Origin of the sequence: Vibrio renipiscarius (assembly GCF_000827885.1) — a bacterium.
Taxonomy (GTDB): domain Bacteria; phylum Pseudomonadota; class Gammaproteobacteria; order Enterobacterales; family Vibrionaceae; genus Vibrio; species Vibrio renipiscarius.
Genome location: NZ_JTKH01000006.1, coordinates 817,226 through 837,283 on the forward strand (window position 1 = coordinate 817,226; position 20,058 = coordinate 837,283).

General features: G+C 45.4%; 21 protein-coding genes and 1 riboswitch. Of the genes, 5 read left to right on the forward strand and 16 right to left on the reverse strand.

Translation table 11 applies throughout. The features are described from left to right. Positions 1-126 precede the first annotated feature (126 nt). From OJ16_RS06835 to ribB, 4 genes are all read right to left on the reverse strand, one after another. Positions 127-1,095, reverse strand: coding sequence for an endonuclease/exonuclease/phosphatase family protein (locus tag OJ16_RS06835; protein ID WP_040988643.1), 969 nt, complete (start codon positions 1,093-1,095; stop codon positions 127-129). Positions 1,096-1,287: 192 nt separating this feature from the next. Then, the gene (locus OJ16_RS06840; protein ID WP_040988645.1) at positions 1,288-2,559 is read right to left on the reverse strand and encodes a hydroxymethylglutaryl-CoA reductase; all 1,272 of its coding nucleotides are present in this window, start codon (positions 2,557-2,559) and stop codon (positions 1,288-1,290) included. Positions 2,560-3,287: 728 nt separating this feature from the next. Beyond that, a complete protein-coding gene (locus OJ16_RS06845) occupies positions 3,288-3,497 on the reverse strand; it encodes a hypothetical protein (RefSeq protein ID WP_040988647.1) in 210 nt (69 codons plus the stop codon). Positions 3,498-4,199: 702 nt separating this feature from the next. Beyond that, positions 4,200-4,856 (reverse strand): 3,4-dihydroxy-2-butanone-4-phosphate synthase, encoded by a 657-nt coding sequence (gene ribB, locus OJ16_RS06850; protein ID WP_040988649.1) that lies wholly within the window; start codon positions 4,854-4,856, stop codon positions 4,200-4,202. Between the two features lie 108 nt (positions 4,857-4,964). Beyond that, positions 4,965-5,106: riboswitch (FMN riboswitch) on the reverse strand. Positions 5,107-5,358: 252 nt separating this feature from the next. On the opposite strand from ribB, the gene OJ16_RS20130 reads away from it, so the two are divergent. Next, positions 5,359-5,520, forward strand: a complete 162-nt coding sequence (locus OJ16_RS20130; RefSeq protein ID WP_040988651.1) for a hypothetical protein — start codon at positions 5,359-5,361, stop codon at positions 5,518-5,520. Between the two features lie 146 nt (positions 5,521-5,666). Here OJ16_RS20130 and OJ16_RS06860 read toward each other — a convergent pair whose 3' ends face one another. Together OJ16_RS06860 and OJ16_RS06865 are read right to left on the reverse strand one after the other, a co-directional pair. Beyond that, positions 5,667-6,710 (reverse strand): DUF3080 family protein, encoded by a 1,044-nt coding sequence (locus OJ16_RS06860; RefSeq protein WP_040988653.1) that lies wholly within the window; start codon positions 6,708-6,710, stop codon positions 5,667-5,669. Positions 6,711-6,847: 137 nt separating this feature from the next. Then, on the reverse strand, positions 6,848-8,218 hold the full coding sequence (locus OJ16_RS06865; RefSeq protein ID WP_040988655.1) for an MATE family efflux transporter: 1,371 nt from the start codon (positions 8,216-8,218) through the stop codon (positions 6,848-6,850). A gap of 487 nt (positions 8,219-8,705) precedes the next feature. On the opposite strand from OJ16_RS06865, the gene OJ16_RS06870 reads away from it, so the two are divergent. Continuing rightward, positions 8,706-9,317: a riboflavin synthase gene (locus OJ16_RS06870; protein WP_040988657.1), complete on the forward strand. Its 612-nt coding sequence runs from the start codon at positions 8,706-8,708 to the stop codon at positions 9,315-9,317. Between the two features lie 79 nt (positions 9,318-9,396). Here OJ16_RS06870 and OJ16_RS06875 read toward each other — a convergent pair whose 3' ends face one another. Together OJ16_RS06875 and OJ16_RS06880 are read right to left on the reverse strand one after the other, a co-directional pair. Further along, entirely contained in the window at positions 9,397-9,600 is a 204-nt protein-coding gene (locus tag OJ16_RS06875; protein WP_040988658.1) for a CPXCG motif-containing cysteine-rich protein, read from the reverse strand. A 216-nt stretch (positions 9,601-9,816) separates the two neighbouring features. Further along, entirely contained in the window at positions 9,817-10,683 is an 867-nt protein-coding gene (locus OJ16_RS06880) for a fructosamine kinase family protein (protein ID WP_040988660.1), read from the reverse strand. A gap of 385 nt (positions 10,684-11,068) precedes the next feature. On the opposite strand from OJ16_RS06880, the gene OJ16_RS06885 reads away from it, so the two are divergent. After that, on the forward strand, positions 11,069-11,413 hold the full coding sequence (locus OJ16_RS06885) for a DUF3802 family protein (RefSeq protein ID WP_040988662.1): 345 nt from the start codon (positions 11,069-11,071) through the stop codon (positions 11,411-11,413). 17 nt (positions 11,414-11,430) lie between these two features. On the opposite strand, the gene OJ16_RS06890 is transcribed toward OJ16_RS06885, so the two are convergent. After that, positions 11,431-11,943, reverse strand: a complete 513-nt coding sequence (locus tag OJ16_RS06890; protein ID WP_040988664.1) for an NlpC/P60 family protein — start codon at positions 11,941-11,943, stop codon at positions 11,431-11,433. A gap of 162 nt (positions 11,944-12,105) precedes the next feature. Beyond that, entirely contained in the window at positions 12,106-12,894 is a 789-nt protein-coding gene (locus OJ16_RS06895; RefSeq protein WP_040988666.1) for a sterol desaturase family protein, read from the reverse strand. Positions 12,895-12,977: 83 nt separating this feature from the next. Between OJ16_RS06895 and OJ16_RS06900 the strand changes: the two genes are divergently transcribed. Next, on the forward strand, positions 12,978-13,715 hold the full coding sequence (locus OJ16_RS06900; RefSeq protein ID WP_040988668.1) for a tRNA-uridine aminocarboxypropyltransferase: 738 nt from the start codon (positions 12,978-12,980) through the stop codon (positions 13,713-13,715). Positions 13,716-13,838: 123 nt separating this feature from the next. Next, on the forward strand, positions 13,839-14,747 hold the full coding sequence (gene nagK / locus OJ16_RS06905) for an N-acetylglucosamine kinase (RefSeq protein ID WP_040988670.1): 909 nt from the start codon (positions 13,839-13,841) through the stop codon (positions 14,745-14,747). A gap of 91 nt (positions 14,748-14,838) precedes the next feature. On the opposite strand, the gene OJ16_RS06910 is transcribed toward nagK, so the two are convergent. The 6 genes from OJ16_RS06910 to OJ16_RS06935 all read right to left on the reverse strand — a co-directional run bounded on the left by OJ16_RS06910 (position 14,839) and on the right by OJ16_RS06935 (position 19,808). Then, a complete protein-coding gene (locus tag OJ16_RS06910) occupies positions 14,839-15,105 on the reverse strand; it encodes a DUF2960 family protein (RefSeq protein ID WP_040988672.1) in 267 nt (88 codons plus the stop codon). A 62-nt stretch (positions 15,106-15,167) separates the two neighbouring features. After that, complete coding sequence (locus OJ16_RS06915) at positions 15,168-16,994, reverse strand: bifunctional molybdopterin-guanine dinucleotide biosynthesis adaptor protein MobB/molybdopterin molybdotransferase MoeA (RefSeq protein ID WP_040988674.1); 1,827 nt, start codon at positions 16,992-16,994, stop codon at positions 15,168-15,170. Next, positions 16,991-17,578: a molybdenum cofactor guanylyltransferase MobA gene (gene mobA / locus OJ16_RS06920; RefSeq protein ID WP_040988676.1), complete on the reverse strand. Its 588-nt coding sequence runs from the start codon at positions 17,576-17,578 to the stop codon at positions 16,991-16,993. Before mobA ends, OJ16_RS06915 begins: the two co-directional genes overlap by 4 nt. After that, positions 17,556-18,272 (reverse strand): energy-coupling factor ABC transporter ATP-binding protein, encoded by a 717-nt coding sequence (locus OJ16_RS06925; RefSeq protein ID WP_040988678.1) that lies wholly within the window; start codon positions 18,270-18,272, stop codon positions 17,556-17,558. Before OJ16_RS06925 ends, mobA begins: the two co-directional genes overlap by 23 nt. Before the next feature lie 9 nt (positions 18,273-18,281). Then, positions 18,282-18,980, reverse strand: coding sequence for an ABC transporter permease (locus OJ16_RS06930; RefSeq protein ID WP_005599059.1), 699 nt, complete (start codon positions 18,978-18,980; stop codon positions 18,282-18,284). A gap of 6 nt (positions 18,981-18,986) precedes the next feature. Then, entirely contained in the window at positions 18,987-19,808 is an 822-nt protein-coding gene (locus OJ16_RS06935) for a substrate-binding domain-containing protein (protein WP_040988683.1), read from the reverse strand. Positions 19,809-20,058 lie beyond the last annotated feature (250 nt).

Consider the following 20,058-nt stretch of genomic DNA (forward strand, 5'->3'; position numbering starts at 1 on the left):
TCGAGCCGCCGATTTTGTCTGGCGACTTGATGTCTATTGCTGGAAATCAAATAGCGTTATTAAGCTGCGCCCGTCCAACTTGAAGTTACAGCGGTGTTGACTGCATTCTCAGCCTCATCGCATTTTCTAAAGAATAAAACGCGCGGTAACACCAACAAAAGCATGGTCGCTGGCTTGTTTATCGCGCTCATAAATCGGGTTGACGAGATGGCTGTCGAGCACTTGATAACGACAAATGTCTGCCAAAGAATAGGGCGAATCTTGCTGAAATTCTTGGGAAAGCAAAATGTAATCTAATACATTACCTCGTGCGAAGTAGTAATGCGTGGCGATACGTTCTTGCGCGGCTTGATTGTCGGTTTGCATTTGTGTGGATTGATATAAGTGCCAACTGTCTTTTAATTGCAGCGATGCGCTTGGTTGACGCGGTCGGCTCGTCAGTAATCCGGTAATATCACTATTCAGTGGCTGATTCATATCTCCCATCAAGATGGTCGGGAGGGGGTGTTTGGCGTAATTTTGCTCCATAAACAAACGCAACATGACGGCTTCCCATCCACGCTGCTGGCTTGAAAGCCAACGGCCCACAACTTCATGTTCGTATTCTTCAGTATGGCTCTCAGTGGCACGCTGTGATTTTAAATGGCATACGTACACGGCGATGGTTCCGATGTCAGGTACATTAACCAAAGCACAAAGCGGCTTGCGACTGAATGTTGGAATTGAGGTTGCGTAATGCTCTTCGAGATACAGTGCTTCTTCGGCCGAACTGACTTGCGTTATCGGGTATTTAGACGCCAATGCGACCACAGGCTTAGAATAAATGTAGTCATTTTCTACCATAGGCTCATCGACGCTGGCGAAGTAGGGATACCCCATTTCAACAAACAGGGCTTTTGCTGCGTCGATGCTGAAGACCTCCTGCAAACCCACTATATCCGCTTCAAGGCTTTGAATTTGGTTTTGGGTCCATCGACACTTTTCTCGCCACGCTTCGCTTTCATAGATATTTTCAAAATCATAGAAAGCGCCAGGCGGTTCGATAAAGTTAAATAGATTTGCGGTCGCAAAGGTGATCTTTTTATCTGTAATCAATCGTTTACCTTTTTGTTCTTTTTATCTTGCATCAAGGGGAGTGCAACTGTTTTCGATGTTGGATTGATCTTAGTGTAACTAAATTAGTGACAACATGCTTGTTGATATAAGGATAGGCAAGGCGATTTTCGTTGGCAGTGAAAGAGCCGCACTCAGCATATTTGGCAGCTCTTTCAACCTTATAGCAGTGTTTTACGCGTACTTCTTGCGTGCGAGTTTTTGATGCGCACGGGAGAAATGATCGGCGCAGAATGCCCCAACAATAGACAGTTCACCCGCTAAACATAGCGCCGCCACAACTTCAGCTAACGCTTTGGCTTTTCCATTACCATGCAAACCGAGAATATCAAGGCAGGCCTTTTGAGTCGGCAATCCGGTACCGCCTCCAACGGTGCCAACCATGATGTTAGGTAAGGTGACGGATGCGTAAAGATCACCATTAGAGTCCAGATCAAAACGGGTAATACCAATCGCAGATTCCGCCACACACGCAGCGTCTTGGCCACAGGCGATATAAAGCGCACTGAGCGCATTCGCGTAATGCGCATTAATGCCAATTGACCCGCTTAATAGGCCCCCAACGGTATTCATTTTGCCAAACTTAACCATGCTATCCGGTGTCGTGCCGAGGTGTTTTTTCACTAAAGACGCTGGAATTGTAATATCAGCCGAGACTTTTTTACCGCGTACCGAGCGTAATGTGTGCGCATTGGCTTTCTTATCGCCAGACAAATTGCCCTCTAAAAAGGCATCGATTGGCGAAACAGGGCTGAAGTCGAGAATATGGTGAAAAATTTTATGGGTGGCGATGGTCACCATATTCTGACCGCAAGCGTCGCCAGTAAGATACTCAAAGACTAAGTAAACATGGTTGCCTTCAAGATTGACATTGATGTCTTTCAATTTTCCGTGCTGGGTTGTTGATTCCGCGACTTGGCGGAAAATGTCGTATTGAGTGACGACCCAACTCACGAACTGAGCCGCTTGAGAAAGCGACGGAAAACTAAAGACAGGTGTGCGACTGACGCCTTCGTTAATCAATAATGTGCTGACACCACCGGCAGCGGTAATCAGTTTAGCGCCGCGATTATAAGACGCGACTAAGGCCGCTTCTGTGGTTGCAAGAGGAATCAAATAATCGTTATTGGCATGCAATCCATTGATGCGCAATGGGCCAGCAACGCCGACGGGGATATTTACAGTCCCAATAAAGTGTTCGATGTTGTTGGCGTATTCATGATAGTGCCCCAGAGTAAATGAATCTAACAGCACATCTTTATTGGTCATCGATTCTAGTACTTGCCAACGACGTGCGAGGTGTTTTTCTGTGAGCCCTGCACTAGGGCAAAGTTTGTGTTTCGACTCTGTGTAGTTTGGTTCTAAAGCCGTCGGTACTTTTTCGTATCGCTCAGCATCAGAAAACAGAGGGCAGTGTTTAACGCGATTAAGATTTAATTTCGGCATTCAAGTGGTTCTTTCTTCGCTTGGATAATATGGACGAGATACCGAGCAGATATTTAGCCAAACTAAATATCAATACAATGCATACGCTGTGCATTGCAGTTTTCAACGAGCAAGCTCAAAGGCCATGCTTAGTAAAACAATCAAGGATCTTAAACAGGTTGCGTGTAGCAACGCGTCATTCTAACTAACTTAGAAGGGGAAGTGGTTGGAGCACGGTAACAACATCTTGCACGCAGAGTGTTAATTTTGCCGGTAATGGAGGCGTTAAACGTAAAAGGGCAATAAAATCAGTTGCTTTACGAATGTTAGGCCAAAGGAAATGGAGAATAGATGACAATTTTGGTAACAAAATACCAAGCTTAATCTTGGGGTTTACGCTCGAAAATTGACGAGAATGAGCAATACGAGCAAGAGTCAGGCGGTGGAAGGTGTGTTTTTTGTACGCTAACAATCTTTTGATCGTGAACGAATCATAGAGAATAGAGAATAGAGAATAGAGAATAGAGAATAGAGAATAGAGAAGGGGGTTAAGGGCTAAGTCATACAATCCGTAGATCTTGCAGCGTCGTCTTATTGTTCATTGTGACGCTTGGTGGCTTTGCCCTTGTTCTCTCAGTGCTTTTTCAATGTAAGAAAGCAATGATAAGTCAATCTGTTACCTAAATTCTACAGACGAGAGGATGGTCTGAAGAAAGAATGGATAAGTTGAAGTGTGAATCCTTAACTTATCAGGAAAAGACAATAAATTCCCCTAGTTGAATGTCATCTTTATCGGTAATGCTGCCCATCGAAGAGGCTTCGCAATAAGAAAAGTTTAGATTGCGATCATTTACCTTACCTTTGGTGAGTACATGACGCTTCAAAATATCACTATTAAGTTGATGAATTGTCGCATTCCAAGAGGTGTTATTTTCAAACAAATTAAATGTAATTAACAATATGAGTACCTGTGTTTAAAGTTGAGTCAGAGCGTTTTTGTTGAAACCAAAATCGTTTACGTCCAATTGAACGAGCCATAATAGTGACCTTATATGTAATGAATTTTTGCTTGAGATCGCTCAAGACAAAGTGAATAAAATTTGTTCGATAAGAAATTTTTAGAAAGGTTTGCTGAACCCATCATTCGAGAATGGGTTGAGGATCTTATGTAGCTACGCGATTGCAGTGACGCGATTGCAGTGACGCGATGGCAGTTACATGTCAGTTAAGAGTGTGAGTCTGGCTGATATAAAAAGATGCTGTCTGGCCTTTAAGTGGCCCTTTAAACCTTCGCGAACAAAAACGTAATTAAACAAAGATTCGCCATCACGAAATAACATGATGTTGATAAACGATCGAGTTTAATGGTCGTATTGTCCCGGAAATTTCTATACGAAATTTGTGCACTGGTTTTAGCTATTATTGGATAGAACTAAGGAGATACAGGGAGAATCTTGCTAGGGATGTCGCTGGAAGTCTTACTATACGTTAACAACTCTATGTTCAGAGCAGCCGCTAATATACATTTTTAAATATAAATAGCTAGCCTTTTTTTAAATTATTTTTCGATTAAAAAATACACCATAAGTGTTTGTTATACGCACGGCTTTTCGCTTAATAGAGGGCAGCGCTGAAGCTGCCCTCACACAAATAAGTGTCGATTACGCCGACATTTGTAAGCTTTGGCTGCGATATTGCACGATATCTTCAATCGTTAACACGGGCATATCATGGGTTTTAGCAAACGTAACGATTTCTGGCGTTTTCGCCATCGTGCCATCAGGATTGGTTAACTCACACAAAAGGCCAGCAGGCTGAAGATCGGCGAGTTTCATCAAATCGATGGTGCCTTCGGTGTGGCCGCGGCGTGTTAATACACCCCCCGAACGTGCGCGAAGCGGGAAGACATGCCCTGGGCGAGCAAGATCGCTGGCTTTGGCATCCGCAGCGATCGCCGTTTTCACCGTCGTCGTACGATCTTGCGCTGAAACACCTGTCGTCACGCCATGTTTCGCTTCAATTGAAACGGTAAACGCCGTCTGGTTAGCACTGTCGTTGTTGAGAACCATAGGCGGTAACTCTAATTGATTGGCGTGCTCTTCAGTCAAGCACAGGCAAACAATGCCGCTGCATTCACGGATCATTAGCGCCATTTGTTTTGCGGTTAAATGCTCTGCGGAATAAATAATATCGCCTTCATTTTCACGATCTTCATCATCCAGTAGCATGACGCCGTGACCATTTTTAAGCGCTTCGATCGCTTTGTTTACACGAGTAATTGGGTCGCCAAATTCGGCAAGTAGTGATGTCTGATTCATGGTTAATTCCTACGTTGATACCAGAATCAGGGCTAATTGGGAGGGATAGAACACGATGCAAAATGCACCAGCTCGCAGCAGGTAAACCTACTGATGATCTGGTGTGTCGCTCATTCTCTCTCATCCGGACTATGACCGTCGGCTCTGGCATCTCACCAGATCTGCTGACCTCGAAACATCGAGCGCTCGCGGGCTCATCTATAAAAGATATACCGCCGGTAGGGACTTTCACCCTGCCCTGAGAATTACAATTAAGTTTGTGCCCAAGAAGTTGGGCCGAAAAAGAGTATTACAGTTTATCGTTTGATGGAATAAAAATTTGATATACCTAAGCAACTACCTAAGCAACTTAAAGATCTAAGCAACTTAAAGATGCTCAGTGCTGTTTCTGAGCAGGGAAGGCATTGGTTAGGGATTCATTGTTGATCATGAGAGCTTGATGATTAACGCCTATGAAGCGGTTATAATCGGCCAATAACGCAGAGTAAATATCGGTACTAAAATGAGAAAGCACTACACCGTAGAAGGTGATATCAACGCCAAAAAAGCGAAAGACGCTTACCCTAAGCTTATATTGTGCGAAAACTGTATTGGTGGGTATGTGGTCATCAATGAAGGTGAGCGAACTTTTGAACCTTGTGCAAAATGTGGTGCTGACGAATAGATAACGATTCTATCGAATGCCCATAGTGTTCATCATCGTCAATTCAGACGGCGCTCATAGGTAGCGCCGTTTTTTTCATCTGAATTTCGCTCGTTGTGCTCTGCTCGTCAAATTTACCCGGATAAATACCTTTCTAATCAGTGAAACTAACGGGTTAGGGGCTTGCCACAGCGCTTAAATAACCCTTGCCAATATTGGACATGTTCGAGTGTCGCGAGTCGAAAGGCGGTGTGAGCCGATTCAAGTGGATATTGAAAGTTGGGGTGTGCTTGCCTAAACATGGGTAAGAATGGCGCCAATTGATAATATTGGGCATCTAATAACGCCAAATAGGCTTGAATTTCATTGATGAAAAACTGGCGAAAGACATTGTTGAGATAGTTAAATTTTGTACGGTCTCGATTTGGTTGGCAGAGAATTTCCGCATCGTGCTGCGTGAGTTGCTGCGTCATAGTCTCGAGCCAGCGGGTTGCGTTGTGCATTGAGTAAAGTAAGCCGCCCACCGCGGGGCTCTTTTCGAGCGCTTCTTGATAGGGGGTAATCAGAGCGACGCTTTGACGGTTATCTTCGCTGTCAGTGATTACCGCGGATTGAGATTGGAGATAAGCATTATTGATGACGTTTAATCCAGCTAAAACTTGCGGGTCGATTTGGCTGGATTGCGCATCAACCCATCGCGTCGCATTGAGTTGTGTTCGCATGGTGTCACTGGTGAAGAGCAGGTTTGCGGTGTAGAGCGGTTGTTGCTTGCGTTTTATATGAAGAATATCGCTGAGCTGCTCCGTTAGCTGTGGCGACAACAGGGGCGTATTGTCATTCCGCTGATTTGAGCTGTTTGCCGCGCCTAAGCATTGTTCTAAACCCTGAATGAGTGCGTGTTGGAAATCGAACTCACGAAATTGGTCTTGAACTTTTCCCAATGAAGAGTTTTTTTCTGCAATTAGGTTGAACAGGCGACATTTTCGTAATTCGTAGCTATCGAGTAACCCAATGGTCACGCTTTCAATCGGTAAAATCAGATCGCGCTTTGCAGGCAGAGGGAAAGGTTCGGCAATCACGGCGGGCAGTGCGGTTTGTTGTTGCACATTGGCGACGCGTTCGAGATAGGTCTCAAACTGATTTTCTATTGGATGCTGGTTGAACTTACAGCCGCCAATAAAGAGCAATAGAACCATCATTAGCCAAGGCATCGAGATATTCGCTTCCCTCCAAATTAGACTCGTTGCTATTAGTGTACGGAGTAATAAAGAAAAAGGTCAGCATTTCGCTGACCTTTTTACTCTAAGCTTTTTACACAGAGTTTTTGCAGAATGTGGCTTTCTAATGATTAGCGCTCAGAGAAGCTCAATTGGACCTCATCTGGCTGCTTGTGCATCCAGTTTAGACGAGAGCCTAACATTAGAGCACCAGAAGAAAGACCGATGATAAAGCCAATCCAGAAGCCGTGAGCGCCCATCGGCTCAACCACCCAATCCGTCATACCAAGAATGTAGCCTGATGGTAAGCCAATAATCCAATAGGCGATAAAGGTACGGTTAAAGATCGCGGCCATATCTTTGTAGCCACGCAGTGCACCGGCGGCAACCACTTGAATCGCATCCATACATTGATAAATCGCCGCCAATAACAGCAGTTGCATTGCGAGATCGATAACTTCGCGGTTATCCGTGTAAAGCAACGCAATCTGTTCGCGGAATAATACGGTCAGCAGTGCCGATGTGAGCGACATCGCCAGCGCCACCAATAAGCCCACTCGTGATGCCACTTTTGCGCCATCGGTGCTGTGCTCACCAAGACGGTAGCCAACACGAATACTGGTTGCGGCACCAATACTCATCGGTAGCATAAAGATCAGCGATGAGAAGTTAATCGCCACTTGATGCGCAGCCACAATCATTGGCCCTAATGGGGCAACGAGCAGGGCAACAATGGCAAACAACGTCACTTCAAAAAACAACGCGGCTGCAACCGGAAACCCTAATCTGAACAGGCGAATAAGCGCTTTTGGATCGGGTTTATGGATTTTATCAAACAGCTTAATGTACGCCACGCGTTTGGCGGTCATCACGTAAAGCAACATCAAACCAAACATGACCCAGTATACGATTGCGGTGGCAACGCCACAGCCAACACCACCAAGTTGTGGTGCGCCAAATTTTCCGTAAACAAAAATCCAGTTAAGTGGAATGTTGCAAAGCAAACCGATAAAGCCGATAAACATTGCGGGCTTGGTGAGTGACAAGCCGTCCGTCAAGCTGCGTAATGCTTGGAACATAAGGAATGCAGGCACTGCGAACATCACGGCATGCATATAGCCAACGGTTTTTACGGCCATTGATACATCGACATCCATAAGATCTAAGATCGACTGCGTTTGAAACAGCACACCAATGATCGGAATAGAGATCAGAAGTGCCATCACAAAACCTTGCTGGATTTGAAATGGAATCTGTTCAAACTTACCAGAGCCGTTTAATTGTGCGACGACAGGAACCAGGGCCATGAGCAGGCCGATACCAAATAAAATGGAAGGCAGCCAAATGCTGGACGCAATAGAAACGGCGGCCATATCAATAGCACTGACGCCGCCAGCCATTACGGTGTCGACAAAACCCATCCCAGTTTGTGCCACAGAGGCGATCAATACTGGGGTTGCTAACTTCATTAGTGTGTTAGCTTCTTGCTTATAACGATGCACGAAAAGAACTCCAAAAGGGGGGCACAACTCATCACCCAGCGAGTGGGGTTTGATACGAATCTGTCAAATCGAGTTTGATGCTATAGGCTGTATGACAAAGCCATCACGAGACAATCACTGGCCATTGTTTATTGGATAAATAAACGAACAGCGCGGAGATGAGTGATTCTCTTTCAACTGAGACTGGTCAGATAGGTATAGGAGTAGTTGTGCTTAAAAATCACGCGCAGTATACCGGAACAAATCGATTCGGCGCAGGTTTTTATTTAGAATCCGATAAATAACAAGTCCGCCCTTAATCGGCGCCGTTATACGGGATATTAAGTTCTTATAAATCATAAGAGTAACGCGATTTACCATCAGATTGATTGTGCTTGAAACGCTAAAATTGACAGCATTCATCGCGACAATCAAGTAAGCTGACAACAACTGTATGAAAGAGAATCTGGTTGGCGTTTAAGCCACAGATTTTAGAAAGGAGAGGTCGATGTTTACCGGCATTGTAAAAGGGATGGCGAAAGTCGTCGCAATTGAACATAAGCAAAATTTTCAAACACACATTGTTGAACTGAAGAATGATCTGGGGGCTAACCTTGAGATCGGCGCTTCTGTCGCGCATAACGGTTGTTGCTTGACCGTCACGAACATCGACGGCGAACGGGTGAGTTTTGATTTGATGCAAGAGACGCTCAAATTAACCAACTTGGGCCAGTTGAATGTTGGCGATCACATCAACATCGAACGTGCGGCGAAATTTGGCGATGAAATTGGTGGGCATAGCATGTCTGGCCATATCGCTTTTGTCGCCAATGTTTGTGAAGTGATTGATACGCCGAATAACCGTACGGTTTGGTTTGAAATGCCGGAGCAGGCAATGAAATATGTGCTGGCTAAAGGTTACATTGGTTTAGATGGCTGCTCACTAACGATTGGCGAGGTGAAAGAAAACCGATTCAACGTACACCTCATTCCTGAAACGTTACAACGTACCTTATTTGGCTCTCGTCAAGTGGGTGATAGCATCAATGTCGAAGTTGATCCGCAGACACAAGCCATCGTCGATACGGTAGAGCGCGTGTTGGCGGCGAGAAGATTATAAACCCGGACCATAAGTCCTGATGATAATAGAAATGACAAAGAGCGCAGATGCGCTCTTTTTGATTAAGTGAAGTGGGTGTTCAGAAAATTTGCTCATCGTCAGCATCAACAGTTAAATCGATGCGATCCATCTGCTCATTGACCGTAAGATTGAAATGAATAGCATTACAGCATGCAGAACAATCATCAAAAAAGTCTTGATTGCCATTCGATGCGTCAAGGGTAATACCAATAGAATGCCCGCAGTGAGGGCAGTCGACCTTCTTCTCCGTGAAATTGCGCATAGACGTACCTCTTTATTACTACCTGTGACGTTAGAATTGCCACGCAACGTTTGCCATAGGTAAATAGTAAGGCGATAAGTTAGTAATGGACGTAAATTAAGTGCAAAGTTTGACTATTGGCATAAAAATCACAGAGAACGGATTTGAATTGTTCTCTGTGTGATCTTTCCGCTTGCAATTACGTTGCGTATCAATGTAACTCTTTGTTTCAAAAAGTTAATAATCATTTATTTGGTCAATGAGTTGCTGTGATTCATTAAGGTAGTGCCCCCCAAATAGGTTGTAGTGATTGAGCAGGTGATAAAGATTATAGATAGACTTTCGCTGCTGGTAATCGGCGGCGAGAGGAAGGACGCTTTCGTAGCCTTGGTAAAATTCTGGCTTAAACCCACCAAACAGTTCCGTCATTGCAATATCGCATTCTCGATCGCCCCAATAACTGGCGGGATCATAGCAGATCGGCCCACACGCTGAATTGGCAACATTGCCGCTCCATAGGGCACCATGCAGCAAAGAAGGTCGTGGTTGGTGATGGGACAATAGATGTTGAATTTTTTGTGTGAATTCACTGATGTCGGTGAGCGACACGCCTTTTTCTTTGATCAATTGCAGTTGCCAACCAATGCGTTGCTCTGCAAAAAAACGCGACCACTTCCGTGACCATTGATTGGGTTGCAGCGTGCTACCAATGTAGTTATCCGAGTCAAAGCCATACTCTTTTTGCTCTCCCCATTGATGAAGCGCGGCTAAGCGTTGACCAAAGGCGTAGTTTGATTCTGCATTTTCAAGCGGCTTAGTAGGGAGGTAGTTTAAGATCAAAAACGCATTCTGCTTGGACTTTCCTAAGTGAACCAACTCAGGCACCACGACGGTGTTGGTTTCGCGCAAGCATCGAATGTTCTCCGCCTCAGCTTCGTATTTCGCTAAGAACTCACGATGATTAACTTTTATGAAGTAGCGCTGTTCACCATCACTGATCATGTAGCTTTCGCTGATGTCACCACCCGATAGCTTTGTTTTTTCACGTATTACAAAAGAAAACATTAACGTTTCAGATAACTGCTCGGAGATTGCTTGCCACATAGCCTGTCCCTAAATCGTTGAATCACAGGTTACAGTGTAGGTTACTGACGTGATCAATTCCGAATGGCATCGCAAAGAATTCAATAAATAGAAGTCGAATGACTCATAGAATCAACAAAATGTGAGGATCGTCAGCATTATCGAACGTCGTCGTCGGATCGCGTTTAATCAGAATCAGCGAGTGATGCGCTAAATCTATAAAAGCCAGCAGGAAAGAATCATTTGTGTGAATGGTTGAATATGGTTGCTGCATTGAGTTTATTCCCTTAAGCGGTTTTTATCTCCGATTTGGGCGCTAAATACCATATCGTGGTAGTAACAATTGTTAATCGATGCGCTAATCCCTTAAAATATATGGAGAATACGACATTAAAATGGAGCAAAAATGGTCGTTAATACCGATGGCTATTCGGCGTTGATCGAATACCTAGCCTCTAATCTCGATATTTTTTCTACGGAAGAAGGTGAGACGGGGAAAGAGAGTGTGGAAGACGTTGCCACGGATATGGTGGCGAGTAACATTATGGCGCTCTTTGATCAGAATCCAGAACTGCATTCAAGTGTTCGTTTTAAACTTCTAAAGGAAGCAGACGCGGTGGTCGCGGACTTAGGAGAAGTACTCGCCAATACTTGGTTCAAAGCGGCGACCAATGAACAGATAGCGTTCTTGGATGAGTATATTGCCCTAGTCAAAAACTTATTTGATAACGCCGTCGCTAAATACGATTAGTGTTTTGCTCATGCGGATTAATAAACGGGCGGGGTAGCGACTCGCCTAAATTGCCAAAATTTCGCCGCCCAGTATGGATTATCCATGCGAGAGATAATGACCCCTTTCGATGTTGAGGCGTGCATAAATTGGTTCTGCCCAAGGTAGACGCCCACATGTCGAGTCGTACGTGACGTTTTAAAGAACACCAAATCCCCGACGTTCGCCTGCCAATACTCAATTTCTTGGCCGATTTTGACTTGATGTTCCGTTGTACGAGGCAGTTGGATTTGCGCTGCGTTTTGATACGCGGTTTGCACGAATGCCGAGCAATCCACCCCATTAAGAGAATGCCCTCCTAAGCGATAAGGGGTGCCTTTCCATATTTTAAATACATCAATAAATTCACTTTTTAGTAGCTGGTGGTAGGCCGTTTGTACCGGCGCCGAATTAGACGGCTCTGGTGAAGAGCTGCAACCGACTACGGCAAAATGGGTCATCATCAATACACAGATAAAGCGATGGCGAGTAAAAGGGAATAAGTTGAGCATTGATGGTTGATCCAATCGTGTAATGAGTTAACGCAGCTTAAAAACTTAAGACCGCGTTATTGGTGGGCTCTTCCCATTGAAGCGAACATTGCTCGAATAATCTAGCCGAATTCAGATTTGATTGCCCGAAAACTTGAACCGCATCACGGTGGATTATCGCTTTCATCGCTTTCTAAATGGTTGCGTGAGCATCTTATCTAACCATTGCTCGCGCGAGGTCTGAAATTCCGCAATCCCAATTTTTACCTTGTCATGCCCCAATTCAGGTTGGGCGCGGTAGGTGCGAAACAGTCGATCCCATATTGATAAGAAAAAACCAAAGTTAGAATGGGTTTCTTTCACTATTTCTGAGTGGTGGACACGGTGCATGTCAGGGGTAACGATGGCTTTACGTAACACCTTATCGAGATTGAGCGGCAGTTTCGCATTACTATGATTGAACATCGCACTGACGTTAAGAATGATTTCAAACAGCAATACAGCCAGAGGTGAGATACCAAGTGAGACGACAATGGCGATTTTAATCCACATCGACATGATCATTTCAATGGGGTGGAAGCGGGCACCGGTGGTGACATCGATATCTTGATCGGCATGGTGCATGCGATGCAAACGCCATAACCATGGCACAGCGTGAAAAACCACATGTTGAACGTAAATGGCGAAATCTAGCAGCACGACAGAAATCAGGACGCCAAACCAAGCAGGAAGAGAAAGCCAATGAAATAACCCAATGTTGGCTTGTTGTGCCCACAACGCCGCTTCAAGCGTGAGCAGGGGCATGAAGAGGTTTAGACAGAGTGAATTAAAGCCAATTAAGCCAATATTATTGAGCCATCGCTGGCCTTTACTTTGGGTTAATGCTTTGCGCGGCGCAAGCCATTCCCATAATCCACACAGCACCAAAGTGGAAAGAAAGAAGCTCAGTCGAATCATATCTGGGTTTTGCATTCAGTATCCTTACGCTTTCAACTTGCAACTGACGCCATGGCGAGTAGAATTTGTCGCCCTAATATTATTATCAATGAATCCGAATGAGAATCCACGCATTTCATCGTCTTTTCCTTCATAGACAAGCTGTAGCAACACGAGTGTTCAATGCCAGAGGCAGTAAAGTGGTCCGTTGTGACTACTGCCAAGTGGCAACCAAGTACTGTGTTTGTGCCTATCAACCCGACATCGACACCGATGTGGCGGTGATGCTGATCGTTTCGGAAAGTGAAGTTTTTAAACCAAGCAACACTGGCCGTTTGATCTTAGACGCCGTGAAGGAAGGTTACGTTTATCAATGGAACCGCACTGAACCGGCAGATGAGATGATAGCGTTGTTAGAAAACGATGACTATCAGCCATTTATCGTCTTTCCAGATGAATATGTAGACGTAAAATCCCGCTTGATTGAACAACCGGTTCAGTCGTTCTGCGCGGGCAAGAAACCGTTGATGATTTTGTTGGATGGCAGCTGGCGTGAAGCGCGTAAAATGTTCCGCAAATCAACGTACCTACAACATCTGCCTGTATTGTCGATTCAGCCACAAGTGTTGTCGCAATATATGATGCGCAAATCAGAAAACGAGCAACACCTTTCAACCGCAGAAGTGGCTGTCTTGGTGCTTGACCAACTGGGTGAGCAAGCGGCATCAAAAATGCTCGATGAGTGGTTTGGTGTCTTCCGTGAAACCTATTTATTAAGCAAAACGCGCATCAAGCCTGATTTAACCCGTCCGGCGTTAAAGCACTACCTTGCCGCAAATCCGCAGCTAGACGATTGATTTGGATGGTTAAACCCTGTTCAATTGGTTTATAAATGGTCATAGGTCACGGATTGTAACGACCGCCTTATGGATAATGACCGAAGTTTGGATTTTATAAATTATATTCTGGGAGTGAATACAATGTACTACGGCTTTGACGTGGGTGGCACCAAGATTGAGTTTGGCGCATTCAATGAAAATTTAGAACGTGTTGCAACAGAGCGCGTGCCTACGCCAACCAGCGATTACCAAGCATTACTCGACGCGATTGCAGGCTTGGTAAACAAATACGATCAAGAATTCAATTGCGAAGGCAAAATTGGTCTTGGTTTGCCTGGCATGGAAGACGCTGATACCGGTGCAATCCTAACGGTTAATATTCCTGCGGCGAAAGGTCAGTTGCTGCGTAAAGATCTTGAAGCGAAAATTGGTCGTACTGTGAAAGTCGACAACGACGCGAACTGTTTTGCGCTTTCTGAAGCGTGGGATGAAGAATTAAAAGACTCGCCATCGGTCATGGGCTTGATCCTAGGTACTGGCTTTGGCGGTGGTTTGATTTACGATGGCCAAGTTTTCTCTGGTCGTAACCACGTAGCCGGTGAAATGGGCCATATGCGTTTACCTATCGATGCATGGTTCCATCTTGGCGAGAACGCACCGCTACTGGATTGTGGCTGTGATAAGAAAGGCTGTATTGATAATTACCTTTCAGGTCGTGGCTTTGAGCTGTTGTATGCTCATTACTTTGGCGAAGAGAAGAAAGCTATTGAGATCATTAAAGCGCAAGCGGAAGGCGAGCCTAAAGCGGTTGAACACGTTGAGCGTTTCATGGAGCTACTGGCGATCTGCTTTGCGAACTTGTTTACGGCCAATGATCCGCACGTTGTCGTGCTAGGTGGCGGTCTATCAAACTTTGATATGATTTATGATGAAATGCCAAAGCGTATTCCGAAGCATCTATTGTCGGTTGCGAAGTGTCCTAAAATCGTCAAAGCGAAACATGGTGATTCAGGCGGCGTACGCGGCGCGGCGTTCTTGAACATCAAGTAATCGTCAATAATGGCCTCATGAAGAGGCAAAAAGGGCTTCCAATCGGAAGCCCTTTTTATTGGTCATCATTCAACGTTGAATCGTTGTGTGATTACTTGTTCTTTTTACCGACGCCTAGATTCTCTTTAGGCTTAAGCGTGATTCGACCAAAGCCTAACTTTTTGAAGTGGCTATCACGGTAGTTACGCACTGCCTTAGTGTCTGAGATCAGCTCAAGGCGAACTTCCATCTTAAGGAATTCAGTAATATCGATGCCTTCCGCTTCCGCTACGGCTTCGTGAAGGTTGCGGTGTTGTTGGTAAGAGAAAAGTAATTCTTTCTCTTTTTCTTTGTAGGTGTAAATAATTGTACGAGCCATAGTTACTACTGTTTCTAATTCGCTAATGGAGAAGGCCAACGAAACCGTTAGCCTTGAATGGGCTAGATTCTGCCTTGAAGTGGGATAATTGTCACGCTTTCTCCGACTTTAACTGTATCAACCGCCGGTGAAATTTCGATAAGACAATTTGCCTCACTCATTGAACGTAAAATACCAGAGCCTTGTTTACCGGTGGTTTGCACCGTTAGACGACCCGCTGGATCGATCTGGAATATGCCGCGGCTATATTCCGTTCGACCTTGACGAGAGCGCAAGTCTTCAGTGGCAATCGCGTTCACTTTTAGAGGTTGCCAATCGCGTTCGCCTTGCATTTTACGCAGCGCTGGCTCAACAAAGTTGATAAACGACACCATGACCGCCACCGGGTTGCCCGGTAAACCAAAGAAAGGCTTATCGTTTACCTGACCAAAAGCGAGTGGGCGACCTGGACGCATGTTGATGCGCCAAAAATCGATTTGTCCGAGCTTATCAAGGGCCAGTTTTACGTAGTCGGCATCACCAACGGACACGCCACCGGATGTAATGATCACATCCGCTTGCAAGCTGGCTTTCTCAATCGCATCAATCATCACTTGTTCGTTATCTTCTAAAATACCGAAATCGATGACCTCGCAACCCAGTTTTTCCAGCATACCCATCAGGGTAAAACGGTTTGAATCGTAAATGGTATTGGGTTTTTGTTCACTGCCCGGCGCTTGAACTTCATCGCCAGTCGAGAACAACGCCACTTTCAATTGGCGCGCAACCTGTGCTTGGCCAAAACCAAGAGAGGCGAGCATGCCCATTTCTGCCGATTCAATACGCGTGCCTTTGCTAAATACAGCGCTACCCTGAGCTAAGTCTTCACCCGCTTGACGAACATTTTGTCCGCGTTTGATGAATGCGCTAGGGAACGTGACGTGGTCACTATCGGTTTGCGCTTGCTCACGCATAATCACGGTATCGGCACCGGCTGGCATTGGTGCGCCAGTCATGATTTTTACCGCTTGGCCTTCTTGCAATTCACTTTGGTAAGCGTGGCCAGCCATCACTTCAGCAACAACGTGATAGCTTGGGGTTTCAGCCTCATCGTTGACGATATCATCGCCACGAATAGCAAACCCATCCATTGCTGAGTTGGTGTATTGCGGTACGTTCACTGGCGATGCGATATCGTCAGCTAATACGCGGTTGTAGCTTAATTCAATGGCACAAGATTCGGTTTCTGACACCTCATTAACCAAAGAAAGAATTTTCTCTTGTCCTTGAGTCACGGAAAGGAAAGCAGGGGACAGAATGTCGCAACACGATGACGCCGGTTTATCGGTATTTTCATCGCTTGCCTTGGCTGCCTTGGCACAACCCGACTTTCCATTTGAGGCAACAAAGTTAAGAATAAACTGAGTAATGGCATCAAGATCGTTGATGTCCATTTGTGGCAGTTCGCTGTCGGTCACTTTATTGTCAGCGGCAATCGCGATGATGTTGTCATCACTTGGGTAAAGCCATGGTTTACCGACTTCTTCGCGGTGCAGTTCAATTTTCGGGAAGGCAATGTTCTTGCAGCCTTCAACCAAAATGACATCCAGTTTTTGTTGATCGAAACGGCTAAGCAGAAAATGAAATTCAGATTCTTCTTCTGGTGTTTCTGTCATCAATGCGTAGCGATTACGAGATGAGATCAGCATTTGGCTTGCTCCGGCTTTACGCAGACGGTAGCTGTCTTTACCTGGTTGATCGACATCGAAATTATGGTGGGCATGTTTAAGCATGCCAATGCGCAAGCCCGCTTTCGTCAACTTAGGAAGAAGCGCTTCAATTAGGGTGGTTTTTCCGGTGCCTGAGTAGGCAGCAAAACCGATTACAGGAATTAAGTGGCGTACGGTCATGATTCTAGAGTCCCAAATTGAGCCAATTCTTGCGGCGTATTTAGATTAACAAAACAGTTTGGCGAGTCGCTAAAGTCTACGTAGGAGGTATTACATTCTTTGTAGAGTAAGATGATTTTACGATCGCCACGTTCTAAGAACGCCGTCAGTTTTGGTAATACGCGTTTATGATAGAGCGTAAACACGGGTTGCTGATGATCGCCATCGTGGGCAACCAAGATGTCACTTTCTGCGGTGGCGTATGCGCAGAAACGTGCCACTAAATCATGATTGATTTGCGGGCTATCACAAGGGACAAAGCCGACCCAATCCGTCTCGGCGTGCACAAGGCCGGCATGAATACCGCCCATTGGGCCAGGGTAATCAGAAAAATGGTCGCTAAACACAGGACCAAAGTGTTGGTATTCACTTTGATTGCGGTTTGCGTTGATTAAGATGCTAGGGGTCTGTGGTGACAAGCGTTCAATAACGTGTTGTATCAGCGGCTTATTATTGAGTTCTATAAGGCCTTTATCTTTGCCACCCATGCGGCTGGCTTGACCGCCAGCCAAAATAACCCAACTAGTTTGCGTTGGATGTAGCATAGTCGCTCTCTTGTTTTTCATCGGTGATGACTTGTAGCAGCGGTGACTCTATCAGAGTTGATTCTTTTATCCACCACTGTTTACGACATAAATCCGTTAAAGCGTTCTTTTGATGGCTCGTAATCACGATGCTTGAGCCTTTTTCGAGCAAATCTTTTGCCAGCAATACTAATCGTTCGATTGATTCTTGATCTAAGGAAGCGCTTGGCTCATCCATTAACAAAATCGAAGGGGTTAGAATCCAAGCTCTTGCCATGGCGACGCGTTGTTTTTCGCCACCAGAGAGAACGGAAATATGCTCATCTGCAAGCGTTTCTAGGCCGACTTTTCTCAAAGCATAGATGACCGACGCTCGCTTATCTTGGGCCGACATTTTTTGAAAGCGAATACCATAAGCGACGTTTTGGAAAACGGTACCATCAAAAAGATACGGCGCTTGATGCAGGTAAACGACGTCTCGACGGCCGCTGCGGGTCGAAAGACGTTGAATAAAGTTATCGCGTGGAGCAATCACTTTTCCAGTGGTTGGCTTAAGCAGCCCCGATATTATTTTCAGTAGGGTGGTTTTACCCACACCATTGTCGCCTTTTAAGTAGATTGCATCATTAGGACCAATCGACAATTCAGGAATATGAAACAGCACCCGATCTTTAAATCGCATGGAGAGCTGTTGTGCAGTTATTTTAATCGTCATACAGCGCCCTTAGTTTCTTAAATAGCCACGACCGCGCATGCTGCCTAACATAAAGTTTAGCAGTAGTGCGAGCGAGAGTAATACTATTCCGAGCGCCACGCCTTGCGCGAAAGCCCCTTTATGACTTTCCATCGAAATTGCGGTTGGAATATTGCGGGTTACGCCCATGATATTTCCGCCCACCATCATCGAACAACCGACCTCGGTCACAATGCGAGAAAAAGCCGTAATGGTTGCGGCAAGAAGAGGAAAGCGGGTTTCCCAAATCATGGTCGCCGCCACTCGACATGGTGAAGCGCCAAGTGTAATCGCCGTTTCCACGGCGCGGCGATCGCTTGATTGCAGCGATCCGTGCATCATGGCAACCAAGACAGGGAAGCAAATCAACATTTGCCCGAACACCATCGCCTTTTGGGTAAAGAGCATTTGCCAATCACCAAGCGGGCCTGCACGAGACAGTAACATGTAAAGCAGCAAGCCAATCACCACGGTTGGGACGGCTTGCAGGGTATTAATAATCGAAAGGAAGAACCATTTTCCTCGAAAATCCGTGTAGGCAAGGATGAACGAGAATAAAATCGCTGGCAATAACACCAGAGATATCGCAGTCAAAGAGACGTTAAAAGAGACCGCAACAATCGCCAACAGGTCCGGGTCAAAAGCGACCAAAAGTGCTAACGCGTCTAGTGTAGTTTGCCAGAGACTCATGAATGATTATTTCTCGTTCGCGTTAGCGACAAATAAGTGCTTACCATTAATGGTAAAGGTATTAATTAACTCTTGGCCGCGAGGGTTAACCAGCCAGTCACTGAAGACTTTGGCACCTTGGTAGTTAATCGTCGGGTAGCGCTCAGGGTTAACTAAGATAACTTGGTACGGATTAAACAGGTTTTTGTCACCTTGGAATAAGATCTTCAGCGCCAATTGGTTTTGGTAAGCCAACCAAGTACCACGGTCAGTGATGGTGTAACCAGCCATCTCAGATGCCATATTCAGCGTTGGGCCCATACCTTGACCAACAGAGCGGTAGCCACCAAAGTTTGGTTCAATTTTGGTTTGCTCCCAAATACCTTTTTCTTTTTTATCGGTACCTGAATCATCACCACGAGAAACAAAAGTAGAATTGGTTGAGGCGATGTTCTTGAAAACGTCAAAGATATCTTTTTGTTCCGCGATGTTTGCCGGATCGTTTATCGGGCCAACAATCACAAAGTCGTTGTACATGAGTTTGCGTGGTAAAACGCCAAAACCGTTATCGACAAAATTTGCTTCTGCTTTTGGCGCATGCGTCATGACCAAATCCACGTCACCGTTTTCGCCCATCTTAAGCGATTTTCCGGTTCCTGCGGCAATCACATCGACTTTGTAGCCCGTGTCTTTTTCAAACTCAGGCAAGATAAAATCCAGTAGACCAGAATGGTAAGTACTGGTGGTGGTGGCTAAGCGGATGTGTGGTGCTTCATCAGCCGCACTAGCGGTATGACTAAAGAATACAAGCGACGCTGCTGCTAAGGTATAACTGAATGTTGCTTTCATTGTAATGTTTTCCATATTGTTTGCCGTTGGGCGTCAATTTCACTACCTACGAATGGCGATAGCCAAAAACCTGGCTGCTATGCCTTAAGCAAACTAGATGCCAAGATTTCAGGTTGTTTTACAAGCAAATTGGTTCAGTTTTGTGGACAAAAAGGGGCTTTGGGACAATTTGTCGCACTATTGCTCGATCCTACCGATAAAACCTTGGTACACTCTGTCCCAATGACAGTGATTTAAACCGAGAAAACCT

Bases quoted from the DNA above. Each gene is read 5' to 3' on its own strand.
- OJ16_RS06900 (WP_040988668.1), top strand. From the start codon at position 12,978: ATGAGAATCCACGCATTTCATCGTCTTTTCCTTCATAGACAAGCTGTA.
- OJ16_RS06915 (WP_040988674.1), bottom strand. From the start codon at position 16,994: ATGACCGTACGCCACTTAATTCCTGTAATCGGTTTTGCTGCCTACTCA.
- OJ16_RS06910 (WP_040988672.1), bottom strand. From the start codon at position 15,105: ATGGCTCGTACAATTATTTACACCTACAAAGAAAAAGAGAAAGAATTA.
- nagK (WP_040988670.1), top strand. From the start codon at position 13,839: ATGTACTACGGCTTTGACGTGGGTGGCACCAAGATTGAGTTTGGCGCA.
- ribB (WP_040988649.1), bottom strand. From the start codon at position 4,856: ATGAATCAGACATCACTACTTGCCGAATTTGGCGACCCAATTACTCGT.
- OJ16_RS06890 (WP_040988664.1), bottom strand. From the start codon at position 11,943: ATGCTCAACTTATTCCCTTTTACTCGCCATCGCTTTATCTGTGTATTG.
- OJ16_RS06895 (WP_040988666.1), bottom strand. From the start codon at position 12,894: ATGCAAAACCCAGATATGATTCGACTGAGCTTCTTTCTTTCCACTTTG.
- OJ16_RS06930 (WP_005599059.1), bottom strand. From the start codon at position 18,980: ATGAGTCTCTGGCAAACTACACTAGACGCGTTAGCACTTTTGGTCGCT.
- mobA (WP_040988676.1), bottom strand. From the start codon at position 17,578: ATGCTACATCCAACGCAAACTAGTTGGGTTATTTTGGCTGGCGGTCAA.
- OJ16_RS06860 (WP_040988653.1), bottom strand. From the start codon at position 6,710: ATGCCTTGGCTAATGATGGTTCTATTGCTCTTTATTGGCGGCTGTAAG.
- OJ16_RS06870 (WP_040988657.1), top strand. From the start codon at position 8,706: ATGTTTACCGGCATTGTAAAAGGGATGGCGAAAGTCGTCGCAATTGAA.
- OJ16_RS06880 (WP_040988660.1), bottom strand. From the start codon at position 10,683: ATGTGGCAAGCAATCTCCGAGCAGTTATCTGAAACGTTAATGTTTTCT.
- OJ16_RS06885 (WP_040988662.1), top strand. From the start codon at position 11,069: ATGGTCGTTAATACCGATGGCTATTCGGCGTTGATCGAATACCTAGCC.
- OJ16_RS06840 (WP_040988645.1), bottom strand. From the start codon at position 2,559: ATGCCGAAATTAAATCTTAATCGCGTTAAACACTGCCCTCTGTTTTCT.
- OJ16_RS20130 (WP_040988651.1), top strand. From the start codon at position 5,359: ATGAGAAAGCACTACACCGTAGAAGGTGATATCAACGCCAAAAAAGCG.
- OJ16_RS06935 (WP_040988683.1), bottom strand. From the start codon at position 19,808: ATGAAAGCAACATTCAGTTATACCTTAGCAGCAGCGTCGCTTGTATTC.
- OJ16_RS06875 (WP_040988658.1), bottom strand. From the start codon at position 9,600: ATGCGCAATTTCACGGAGAAGAAGGTCGACTGCCCTCACTGCGGGCAT.
- OJ16_RS06925 (WP_040988678.1), bottom strand. From the start codon at position 18,272: ATGACGATTAAAATAACTGCACAACAGCTCTCCATGCGATTTAAAGAT.